The organism is Chryseobacterium sp. Mn2064 (genome assembly GCF_049319685.1).
GTDB lineage: Bacteria > Bacteroidota > Bacteroidia > Flavobacteriales > Weeksellaceae > Chryseobacterium.
In genome coordinates, this window is the sequence record NZ_JBMOUE010000006.1 from 159957 (window position 1) to 171794 (window position 11838).

At 36.7% G+C, this 11838-nt stretch carries 7 protein-coding genes; 4 read left to right on the forward strand and 3 right to left on the reverse strand.

What is annotated here, in order from left to right; genetic code table 11:
* Window positions 1-54: 54 nt before the first annotated feature.
* Window positions 55-897, reverse strand: a complete 843-nt coding sequence (locus ACL9RH_RS20365) for a DUF5694 domain-containing protein (RefSeq protein WP_422695168.1) — start codon at window positions 895-897, stop codon at window positions 55-57.
* 192 nt (window positions 898-1089) lie between these two features.
* On the opposite strand from ACL9RH_RS20365, the gene ACL9RH_RS20370 reads away from it, so the two are divergent.
* Both ACL9RH_RS20370 and ACL9RH_RS20375 read left to right on the forward strand, forming a co-directional pair.
* Window positions 1090-2097, forward strand: coding sequence for a sensor histidine kinase (locus ACL9RH_RS20370; RefSeq protein WP_422695169.1), 1008 nt, complete (start codon window positions 1090-1092; stop codon window positions 2095-2097).
* Window positions 2090-2767: a LytR/AlgR family response regulator transcription factor gene (locus tag ACL9RH_RS20375; RefSeq protein WP_422695170.1), complete on the forward strand. Its 678-nt coding sequence runs from the start codon at window positions 2090-2092 to the stop codon at window positions 2765-2767. The genes ACL9RH_RS20370 and ACL9RH_RS20375 overlap by 8 nt, the downstream gene beginning before the upstream one ends.
* Before the next feature lie 91 nt (window positions 2768-2858).
* On the opposite strand, the gene ACL9RH_RS20380 is transcribed toward ACL9RH_RS20375, so the two are convergent.
* Window positions 2859-5126, reverse strand: coding sequence for an aconitate hydratase (locus tag ACL9RH_RS20380; protein ID WP_422695171.1), 2268 nt, complete (start codon window positions 5124-5126; stop codon window positions 2859-2861).
* A 320-nt stretch (window positions 5127-5446) separates the two neighbouring features.
* Window positions 5447-8230, reverse strand: a complete 2784-nt coding sequence (locus ACL9RH_RS20385) for a bifunctional aconitate hydratase 2/2-methylisocitrate dehydratase (protein ID WP_422695172.1) — start codon at window positions 8228-8230, stop codon at window positions 5447-5449.
* 311 nt (window positions 8231-8541) lie between these two features.
* On the opposite strand from ACL9RH_RS20385, the gene ACL9RH_RS20390 reads away from it, so the two are divergent.
* Together ACL9RH_RS20390 and ACL9RH_RS20395 are read left to right on the forward strand one after the other, a co-directional pair.
* Window positions 8542-9312, forward strand: coding sequence for a WG repeat-containing protein (locus ACL9RH_RS20390; protein ID WP_422695173.1), 771 nt, complete (start codon window positions 8542-8544; stop codon window positions 9310-9312).
* Between the two features lie 233 nt (window positions 9313-9545).
* The gene (locus ACL9RH_RS20395) at window positions 9546-11663 is read left to right on the forward strand and encodes a TonB-dependent receptor (protein WP_422695174.1); all 2118 of its coding nucleotides are present in this window, start codon (window positions 9546-9548) and stop codon (window positions 11661-11663) included.
* The last annotated feature ends 175 nt before the right edge of the window (window positions 11664-11838 follow it).

Here is an 11838-nt window from a genome sequence, read left to right on the forward strand (position 1 = left end):
CTTCTATTTAGTTAGACACCCAAAATCGAATTTTGTTACAGTATCTATATAATTTTATTCTTTCAGGGATGAAAACTCTACAAAATCATATTCTGCTGAATAGGTAAAAAGTTGTCGTAATACTGCGGCATGGCCATTTCCGGCAATCACAAGGATTCTGTCTTCCGCAGTGTGAGGAATATTCTGAATATTGCGAAACATTCTTAGATTTCTGTTATACCAATACAGCGCAAGCATATCTGCACCATCGTGTTCTCTCAGTTTAAAATCTCCGCTCAGGTAGGCTCCATAGCCATAAAGATGACTTTCTTTACTGTTCATATACTGAAATGTTTTCAGCAAGGAAGTGAAGTTTTTTGGATCAGAACTTTTAAAGAAGGTAACAAATTGCTGGGCAACCGGGTCTTCACTTTTAAAATCGTAATCCTGCGAGATTTTCTTAAAAAATAGAGAATCTGTTTTACCAAATTTTTCCTGAAGATCTTCCAAAATAGATCCGGCATCAATACTTGAAATTTCATTGATCTTCATTTCGCTAGCAATACGGATAGCCAGTTGAAAACGCTCATCCCTCTGATCTCTGTATTTCCCTTTATTGTATTCTTTTAGCTTTTCATTGGCATTCCATTCCGGCCATGCCTCGATGGCAATTTTTGTTGGCTTGAATTGTTTGATGTATTCTACAAGCTCCGTTACTTCCTGAGCCGTTTTAGGAGATAAAACATCAACCTGATCTTCTTTTTTTATTTTGATAGCATCCAGATTAGGATAATCGAAGTGGAAAGAGCCTACCACTAATACCTTAGTTTTTGGATTTTTGAAATACTCTGAAGGTTGTTTTTGTGCTAAAATAAAAGTTGGAAGACAAAGTAAGAAAATATAAATAATGGTTTTCATGGTTTTTGTTTTTGATGAATTATTATAATGATCGATTTCTTTTCTGAAGCAAAGGTATTGTTGGTCGCGTTATCTCAAAATAGCCTTTAGACAAAGCGGATTATTTACCCTTCGAATTTATTTTCATCGATAAAATTGCCGGGTTTGTCGAAAACAGGGTGCTGGATACGTTGGAAAAATTATTTTTGTGTTATGAAACAAAAACAATTGATTTTCCTCCATATTTTCTACTGGGCCATGTTTTTGGTAGGGACAATTATTGTTCCTCATTTTGTGTACGACATACAGCATATTGAGTTTAAATTTACCTATTTGCTGACCAGTTTAGTTTGCTTTTATTTTAACTTCTTTATTATTGTTCCCCGTTTTTTTGATATCAATAAACTTTATAAAACCATTATAGGTTTTTCTATAAGCGTAACCTGTTTTGTAGTGATAAGATATTTTACAGATGAGGTTTTGCTGCCTTATTTTGGAGGTATAAGCAACTATCCTGAAGGAACGAATTTTGGATATTACTTTTTTGATAATATTTACAACAGTTTAACGTCTATATTTATAAGTACTGTTTTTTGTTTGTTCAATATATATTCTTCTCTGAATGAAGAAAGGTTACAATTAGTAGAGGAGAAGAAAAATGCAGAACTGAAGGCTTTGAAAACGCAGATCAATCCTCACTTTATTTTCAATACTCTTAATAACATTTATTCGCTTGTTTATCAAAAATCTGATAAAGCATTACCTGCTATTGAAGAATTGAGCCAGTTGTTGAGATACAGTACAAAAGACCTGGAACGGGATATGATTCCATTGGATAAGGAAATTGGATATATTGACAGCTTAATTGGCCTTGAAAAGCTTCGAATCAGGGAACCTGAACTATTGATCATTGAGAAAAAGATAAATAATCCCCAGCTTAGTATTTCTCCTATGATTCTTGTTCCATTTGTTGAGAATGCCTTTAAGCATGGTGATTTTAGGGGGAAAGGTTTTAAAATGATGATTTCTGACGAGAATAGAATTCTGCATTTTTATCTTTTAAACTTTAAAAAGAACAGAGAAAAAGATACTGTTTCAGGGATTGGTATCCGCAATGTTAAAAAGCGTCTGGAAATACTGTATCCAAAGCATGAGCTTACTATAACAGATTCAGAAACTGAATTTATTGTAGATTTGAAAATTGATTTAAGGAATGAATAAAATTAAATGCATTATTGTTGACGACGAACCGCTTGCTCTATCTCTTCTTGAGCATTATGTGGAGAAGATTCCCTTTTTAGAATTGGTTTTTTCTACAGAGAATCCCATTGAGGCTTTAGAATATATTCAGAATAACGACTCGGATCTTATCTTTCTGGATATTCAGATGCCGGATCTTACGGGAATCAATTTTATGAAGATTGTGGGAGTTAAACAGAAATATATTCTGACAACAGCTTATTCGGAATATGCATTGGAAGGCTATGAGCATAATGTTATTGATTATCTGCTGAAACCTATATCTTTTGAACGCTTTCAGAAAAGTGCCTTGAAGGCTAAAGAGCGCTTTTCTTTTCAGGAAGAGGAAAATACCCACTTTTTTGTTAAATCTTCCGGGCAGCAGCATCGTATTGACTTTAATGATATTCTTTATATTGAAAGTATCAAAGATTATGTGAATATCCGAACTGTAGCGGAAGAATACATTGTTTTAGATACATTGAAATCGATGGAAAATCAGCTTTCAGAGCAATTTGTAAGAATTCATAAGTCTTTTATTGTCAATCTTGATAAAATAAAAAGTATTGGAACCAAAAAAGTCATACTCCCTGAACATGAAATTCCTATCGGAGAAAGTTATAGAGCTAATCTTTTGGGAAGACTAAAATAGAAATAGAACAATTGTTTAGGGTGTATTATTCCAAAAAAAGACGACTTCTACTGAAGCCGCCTTTATGTATTAATCGATCTAACAATTAATCTTATTTTTCCTGTTGTTTAATCAGGTTCAGAGCAGAACCAGCCTTAAACCAATCGATCTGCTGATCGTTGTAAGTATGGTTTGCGATGATGATATCTTTAGTTCCGTCTGCGTGAACAAATTCTAATGTCAATTGTTTTCCGGGAGCAAACTGATCAAGATCTAAGAAGTTAACCGTGTCATCTTCCTGAATTTTATCATAATCTGCTTCATTAGCAAAAGTGATTCCAAGCATTCCTTGTTTTTTAAGGTTGGTCTCATGGATTCTTGCAAATGATTTTACCAATACAGCTTTTACACCAAGATGTCTAGGCTCCATTGCCGCGTGCTCTCTTGAAGAACCTTCCCCGTAGTTCTGGTCTCCTACAACAATAGTTGGAACGCCTGCCGCTTTGTAAGCTCTCTGTACAGCCGGAACTTCACCATATTCACCAGTAAGTTCGTTTTTCACCTTATTGGTTTCCATATTGTAAGCATTAACAGCTCCAATCAACATATTGTTGGAAATATTATCAAGGTGACCTCTGTATTTCAACCAAGGACCAGCCATAGAGATGTGGTCGGTAGTACATTTTCCGAAAGCTTTGATCAAGACCTTAGCTCCTTCAATATTTTTACCATCCCAAGCCGGGAACTCTTCCAATAACTGAAGTCTGTCTGAAGTTGGGCTTACGTTTACCACAACGCTGGAACCATCTTCAGATGGAGCCTGATAACCGTTATCGTCTACCGCAAATCCTTTAGACGGAAGCTCGAAACCTCTAGGTTCGTCAAGTTTTACCTGCTCACCAGCTTCGTTTGTTAAAGTATCTGTAATCGGGTTGAAGTCTAATCTTCCTGAGATAGCTACAGCGGCTACCATTTCAGGAGAAGCTACAAATGCGTGGGTATTTGGGTTACCGTCAGCTCTTTTTGCAAAGTTTCTGTTGAAAGAGTGAATAATTGAATTTTTCTCTCCTTTTTCAGCGCCTTCTCTGTCCCATTGTCCGATACAAGGTCCACAAGCATTGGTAAAGATTCTTGCATTTTCAAATTTTCTGAAAGAATCAAGGAAACCGTCTCTTTCTGCTGTGAATTTCACCTGCTCAGAACCTGGGTTGATTCCTAGTATTGCTTTTGGTTTTACCCCTTTTGCAACAGCGTCTTCCACGATAGAAGCTGCTCTTGATAAGTCTTCGTAAGAAGAGTTGGTACAAGAACCGATTAGAGCCCATTCAACTTCAAGCGGCCATCCGTTAGCTTCAGCTTTAGCTCTGAATTCTGCAACGGGTGTTGCCAAGTCCGGAGTGAAAGGTCCGTTTAAGTGAGGTGTTAGTTCAGAAAGGTTGATCTCAATTAATTGGTCGAAATATTGTTCAGGGTTTGCATATACTTCAGCATCACCTGTTAAATGTTCAGCAATTTTATCAGCAGCGTCTACTACATCCTGTCTTCCGGTTGCAGAAAGATATCTTCTCATAGAATCATCATATCCGAAGGTAGAAGTGGTAGCACCAATTTCAGCACCCATGTTACAGATTGTACCTTTTCCGGTGGCAGAAAGAGATTCTGCTCCTTCACCGAAATATTCAACGATACATCCTGTACCTCCTTTTACGGTAAGGATTCCTGCAACTTTTAAGATCACATCTTTTGCAGAAGTCCATCCGTTCATTTTACCGGTTAATTTTACTCCGATAAGTTTAGGCATTTTAAGTTCCCATGCCATTCCGGCCATTACATCTACTGCATCAGCACCTCCTACACCAATGGCAACCATTCCAAGACCTCCTGCATTTACAGTGTGAGAGTCTGTTCCAATCATCATTCCTCCTGGGAAGGCATAATTTTCCAATACAACCTGGTGAATGATACCAGCTCCCGGTTTCCAGAATCCGATCCCGTATTTATCACATACGGAGCTTAGGAAGTTGAATACCTCAGAGTTTTTGTTGATACCTTCCTGTAAATCTTTGTCTGCTCCTACTTTCGCCTGAATCAGGTGATCTGCGTGAGCGGTTGAAGGAACAGCTACTTTTGCCTTTCCTGCCTGCATAAATTGTAATAATGCCATTTGCGCTGTTGCATCCTGCATCGCTACTCTGTCCGGAGCAAAGTCTACATAAGAGTTTCCTCTTTCATGTGCTTGTGTAGCATTCCCTTCCCAAAGGTGGGTGTAAAGAATTTTTTCTGAAAGTGTAAGCGGTTTTCCCACGATTTGTCTTGCGGCTGCAATTCTTTCTGGGTAACGTTCATACACCTTTTTGATCATATCAATATCAAAAGTCATATTTTATTTTAGTTTAGTTCTTTTTTCCGTTAATGTATCTCTCTCTTTGAATTTCATAAAGAGAATAATCATTTATATACATCAAAAAACGTTCCTATAATCTATCAATAGGGCTTATTTTGATTAGAAAACCAAGAGATTTTATAACTTTCAATTTAAGAAAAAATAGATTCTTTTTTTGTGATTTTATCGAAAAAAAATCGTATTTCACTTAAAATAGAAACATTCTAAACAAAAAAAGAAAGATTTTAAATCCTAAAGGACTAAAATCTTTCAATTATATTATTTTCAAAAGTCTTGCGACTTATTTATGAATTGTATTAGTGAGCGCTTGTGCTTGTCAACTCTTTAATAGAAGGTACAAAAGTTGTCAGATCAATTCCTTCAACAGCTGCTTTATATTCGTCAATATTAGGAATACGTCCGATAATCGCTGAAAGTACAACAACCGGAGTTGACGCCAATAGAGATTCTCCTTTTTTACGTTCAGAATCTTCCACTACTCTTCCTTGGAAAAGACGGGTAGAAGTAGCCAATACAGTGTCTCCTTTTGCAGCTTTCTCCTGGTTACCCATACAAAGGTTACATCCAGGACGCTCAAGGTACATTACATTTTGGTATTCTGTACGAGCTTCACCTTTAGGAGCGTTGTCATTAAATTCAAATGCTGAATATTTTTCTAACAGTTCCCAGTCACCTTCCGCTTTTAGTTCGTCGATGATGTTATAAGTTGGTGCAGCCACTACAAGCGGTGCGCTAAACTCTACTTTACCGTTTTGTTTTTCAAGGTTTCTAAGCATTTGAGAAACGATCTTAAGGTCACCTTTGTGAACCATACAAGATCCTACGAAACCAAGGTCTACTTTTTTCTCTCCTCCATAGTAGGAAAGGTCTCTAATGGTATCGTGAGTATATCTTTTAGAAACATCTTCGTTGTTTACATCCGGGTCAGCAATCATAGGCTCTACGATCACGTCAAGGTCAACAACTACTTCAGCATAATATTTAGCATTAGCATCCGGAGTTAAACCTGGTTTTTCACCTGATCTGATTTCAGCAATTCTCTTATCTGCTTTATCAATTAATCCCTGAAGAACCTTATTGTGGTTGTCCATACCTTTGTCAATCATGATTTGGATTCTGCTTTTTGCAATTTCCAATGATTCGATCAATGTATTGTCTTCTGAAATATTGATAGAAGCTTTAGCTTTCATTTCAGCAGTCCAGTCTGTAAATGTGAATGCTTGGTCAGCAGGAAGTGTTCCGATGTGAACCTCAATGATTCTTCCCTGGAATACGTTCTCTCCTCCAAATTGCTTCAACATCTGAGCTTGTGTAGCATGTACAACATCACGGAAATCCATGTGTTCTTTCATCTCTCCTTTGAAAGTTACCTTTACAGATTCAGGGATTGGCATAGAAGCCTCACCTGTAGCTAATGCAAGAGCAACCGTTCCGGAATCGGCACCGAAAGCAACCCCTTTAGACATTCTTGTGTGAGAGTCACCACCAATGATGATTGCCCACTCGTCTACGGTAATATCGTTAAGAACTTTGTGAATAACGTCTGTCATTGCGTGGTATTCCCCTTTAGGATCACGGGCAGTGATTAGACCGAATTCGTTCATGAATTTCATTAGCTTAGGGATGTTAGCCTGAGCTTTTTTATCCCAAACAGAAGCCGTGTGACATCCTGACTGGTATGCACCGTCAACGATTGGAGAAATCACAGTAGCAGCCATAGATTCAAGTTCCTGAGAAGTCATAAGACCTGTTGTGTCCTGTGATCCTACAATGTTAACCTGTACACGAACGTCTGATCCAGCATGTAATACTTTTCCTGGAGTGGTTCCAACAGCATTTCTGTTAAAGATTTTTTCTACAGCCGTAAGACCTTGTCCTTCGTGAGAAATTTCTTTTGACGGAGCAAATACAACTGGTGCTTCAACGCCCAATACCTGAGCAGCAAAAGTCTGTAATTTTTTACCAAATACGATTGCGTAAGATCCTCCTGCTTTGATGAATTCCATCTTTTGAGGAGTGAAAGACTTCGCAAGGTCGATTAATTCCTGGTCTCCGTTATATAATTTTTTTTCTTTTGTATTGATTGTTAAAACAGTTCCTGTAGCTACAGAATAAGCTTCCTCAAGAACTACTTCGCCAGCTTCGTTACGAACAGCGTTTCCGTTTTCGTCTACTTTTTTCACCCAGTTTTTAAGGTCGATACCAATACCTCCGGTAACGTCAACTGTAGTAAGGAAGATTGGAGAAATACCATTGGTTCCTCCTACAATTGGAGCAAAGTTTACGAATGGTACATATGGGCTTGCTTGTCTACCTGTCCAAAGAGCAACGTTGTTTACTCCTGACATTCTTGATGACCCCACTCCCATTGTTCCTTTTTCAGCGATCAGCATAACGCTTGCATCCGGGTGCTGAGCCTGTAAAGCTTTGATTTCTTCCTGAGCTTCAGGAGTAATCATACACTTCCCGTGAAGTTCACGGTCAGATCTTGAGTGAGCCTGGTTACCAGGAGAAAGTAAATCTGTAGAAATGTCACCTTCACCAGCGATGAAAGTAACTACTTTTATTTCTTCTGCAACCTCAGGAAGTTTAGTGAAAAACTCAGCCTGTGCATAGCTTTCAAGAATTTCTTTTGCAATTTCATTACCGCTTTCATAAGCTTCTTTAAGACGGTTGGTATCTGCTTCATAAAGGAAAACCTGAGTTTTAAGAACGTTTGCAGCTTCTTTTGCAATAGCAGCATTATTTCCTAAAGCCAGATCAAGAAGAACTCCAATAGAAGGCCCTCCTTTCATGTGAGATAATAATTCAAACGCAAAAGCAGGGGAGATTTCTTCTACTACGGATTCACCAAGGATAATTTCTTTTAAAAATGTAGCCTTTACTCCCGCAGCACTTGTCGTTCCCGGCAGCGTGTTGTAAATAAAAAAGTTAAGAGAATCTGCTCGATGTTCATTACCGGAATCTTTGATCTGCGTAATGATTTCGCTTAGTAATTCAGCACCATCGATTGGCTTTGGATGTAGCCCTTGGGTTTTTCTTTCCTCAATTTCCTTGATGTAATCCTTATAAATATTCATAATAGAAGTCTTTCAATTTTAAAGGCAGATTAAAATAAGTTATAGTATGGCGACTTCTTTACCGGTATGAATAAAATACAATTTAATAACATTTTGAGTTTTCGTATTTTAATTGGCAACATGAACCGGAGTAAAGCCAGGATAATCTACACTTTATTTAAAAGTATTTTTAAATTATTAAACAATTCAAAATGTTTCCCCAAATTTACAAAATTTTACTATTTTATAAGAATGAAATTATTTAGATTGTTTATAAATATGAATTTGATAATTTCTATTTTTGGCTGTAATTTTGCAGGCAAATGGTGAATATGAAAAATATACTCAATGTTTTATGTGTTTTTATTTCGATTTTCGTTTTCTCGCAGACAAAAGCGGTGAAAAAAAATCCGGCTAAAGGCACTGCTAAAATTACAGTGCGAAAAGCGACAGGCGTTGTAAAACCTAATCCGGATCTTGTAATAATCAATAAAGATCTCCCTTTGCTCATTCCCAAGAAGAAAGGAGATGAATTCGGCTATGTCAACCAAAACGGAAAATTCATTATCCAACCAGAGTATCATATTGCCGTATTTTTTTATGAAGACTGTAATTTGCTGAACTCTCCCAACGAGAAAGTCAGAAAATTCGGAACCGCCGATTATGCTACCGTAGAAAAGAACATGATTTCCTATAGAATAGATCAATCCGGGAAAAGAGTATATCAGTTTAAAGATGCAGATCTCGGAAAATGTAAGTTTGGAGAATACAAACAACAGCTATTCCAGGCTTATATTTTAAATGGCTTTTACGGTATCATTGAGAAAGCCACCTTTGTGAATGCTGCTGATTACAGACAGTTTAAAATTTATCCTCAGTATCAATATCTTTATATTATGGAAGGTGACGATGTGAGTAATCCCATGATTGTAGCATCCAATAATGACCGTTTTGGAGTAATTGATGTCAACAACAAGATCATCATTCCTTTTGAATATGCCAATATTAAAAGAAATTTCAGTTGGAAGCTCGGAAAAATGTTTGAAGTTACCAAAGATGGTAAAAACTACTATTATATTGACGCCAATAACAAAACATACTAAAGGTATTGAAAAGCAGATTTCCTGATCTTAATCAGCTTTTAAACCAGAACCTTACATTTGATATATTTTTTGTAATTTTGCACCTGAAATAAAGGGGTGCTTTAACAGGCTGAGATTATACCCAATGAACCTGGAACAGGTAATGCTGTTTAGGGACGTGGTTCCATGAGAGCCAACACTGTATAATATCTTATCGATCCCCTTTTATTCATTAAATGTCAAAGATTTATAGAATGAAAGGATTATTTTTTTTAGGGCTTAGTATAGGCTCTATAGCCTTTATCCAGGCTCAAAATAAAGATTCTCTGAAAATCAGAGAAATTGAAGCGGTCAGCTTTACCAAACGACTTCCTGTTGCCAAGGAAATTATCAATGTTCAGAAAGATTTAGATGGAAAGAACCTGGGGCAGGATCTTCCCATTCTTTTGAAAAATCAAACCTCCATTATTTCTACCTCAGATGCCGGAAACGGAGTCGGATATACGGGATTCCGAATTCGTGGAGTTTCGGGGTCTTCTATTAATGTAATGATGAATGGTGTTCCGTACAATGATTCGGAAAGTCAGGGTACATTTTTTGTGAACGTTCCGGATTTAACGAGTTCAGCATCCCAGATTGTCATTCAGAGAGGAGTCGGAACTTCTAATAATGGGGTTTCTGCTTTTGGAGCAAGTGTCAATGTTATTTCCAAAGATCCGGAAGATAAATTCTATTTCAAAACAGATGACAGCTACGGTTCTTTTAATACCTACAAATATGCTGCTGAGATTGGTTCCGGAAAATTCTGGAAAAACCGTCTTTCTGTAATGGGAAGATATACAAGAATTCACTCTGATGGTTATATAGACAGAGCTTCCTCAGATCTTCATTCGTATAATTTTACAGCACTTTTCGAAGAAGGAAAAACAAAGCTTAGGCTAATGGCTTTTGGTGGAAAAGAAAAAACGTATCAGGCTTGGGGTGGAGTAACCAAAGAAAGATGGGAAACCGATCCAAAGTTCAATGGTTCTGGTGCTATTTATGATGCTAACTGGGAGAATATTGTTGGTTTTTATAATAATGAAACCGATAATTACAGACAGAATCACTATCAGTTATTATGGGAACAGAAGTTCAACGACCGATGGAATTTGGAAACAACTTTTCACTATACCAAAGGAAAAGGATATTATGAAAATTATAAACAGGATAATGCTTTTTCAAGATATAATCTTCCTGATATTATTGAAAACGGGTTGACCATTAAGTCTTCTGACTTTATCCGAAAAAAATGGCTGAATAATGACTTCTATGGAGTAGTTTCAACTCTATACGGGAAATTTGAAAACTTAGATATCAATTTCGGAGCAGTAGCCAACCAGTATTACGGTAGACATTTTGGAAACGTTACCGGAGTGTTTTATCCACAAATTGATGAAAGCGAATACTACAGAAACCGTTCTGTGAAAAATGAAGTTTCAGGCTTTGCAAAGGCTTTATTGAGAGTAGATAATTTTGAGTTTTTCGGAGATTTGCAGCTTAGAAATATTACCTACAACACCAAAATCCTTATGGCTGGTGATAAAGAAGGAGCTAACCTGGATAAAAACTGGTTGTTTTTTAATCCAAAAGCTGGGGTAAATTACAGAATTGATGGAGGTAAAGTATTCTTATCCTATGCACATGCCCACCGCGAACCTAATAGAGACGATATCATGTCTAATAATGACATTAAACCAGAAAAACTTCACGACTTTGAAGCAGGATTGGAGAAGCAATTTGGGATTGTATCCGTAACGGCGAACCTTTACTATATGTATTATGTTAATCAATTGGTTTTAAATGGTACGCTTAATAACGTTGGAGCATTCATTAGAACCAACTCAGGAAAAAGCTATAGGAGAGGAGTTGAAATCGGTGCATTAGCAAAACTTTCAAAACAATGGGAAGTGTCTGGGAACTTGACATTAAGCCAGAACAGAAACCAGGACTTTAATATTCAGAATGGAACCGTTCCTCAGAGCTTAGGAAATACACAGATCTCATTCTCGCCCAATGTAATTGTGAATCTGAGTGTGAAATATAATCCAACCAGAAACTTCCAGTTTGCCCTGATGAACCAATATGTTGGGAAACAATATCTGGATAATACGGAAGATAAAAACCTTCAGCTTAAAGATTATTTCCTGACCGATTTTAATGCACAGTATCAGTTTAAAATTGCAAACAATGATATCGCCTTGAAATTATTAGTGAACAATATTTTCAATAAAAAATATGTGAATAATGGAGCGGTAGATGGCAGCCAGGCGTATTATTTTGCTCAGGCAGGAACCAATTTTATGGTGGGAGTGAGTTGGAAAATTCAATAATAATGATAAGATAAATGCAGGAATTCAACCTTTTACTTTTTATTACATTCATCTTGCTCTTTATTAACAGTTAAGTTGAAAAAAAGAAGTTTAAATAATGGTATTCCTGTTTTAGTACAGAATAATCAAAAGGCTGCTCTGGCAGTCTTTTTTTATATCCGTTAAATATCTTAAA

Bases quoted from the DNA above. Each gene is read 5' to 3' on its own strand.
- ACL9RH_RS20375 (WP_422695170.1), top strand. From the start codon at position 2,090: ATGAATAAAATTAAATGCATTATTGTTGACGACGAACCGCTTGCTCTA.
- ACL9RH_RS20365 (WP_422695168.1), bottom strand. From the start codon at position 897: ATGAAAACCATTATTTATATTTTCTTACTTTGTCTTCCAACTTTTATT.
- ACL9RH_RS20390 (WP_422695173.1), top strand. From the start codon at position 8,542: ATGAAAAATATACTCAATGTTTTATGTGTTTTTATTTCGATTTTCGTT.
- ACL9RH_RS20380 (WP_422695171.1), bottom strand. From the start codon at position 5,126: ATGACTTTTGATATTGATATGATCAAAAAGGTGTATGAACGTTACCCA.
- ACL9RH_RS20395 (WP_422695174.1), top strand. From the start codon at position 9,546: ATGAAAGGATTATTTTTTTTAGGGCTTAGTATAGGCTCTATAGCCTTT.
- ACL9RH_RS20370 (WP_422695169.1), top strand. From the start codon at position 1,090: ATGAAACAAAAACAATTGATTTTCCTCCATATTTTCTACTGGGCCATG.
- ACL9RH_RS20385 (WP_422695172.1), bottom strand. From the start codon at position 8,230: ATGAATATTTATAAGGATTACATCAAGGAAATTGAGGAAAGAAAAACC.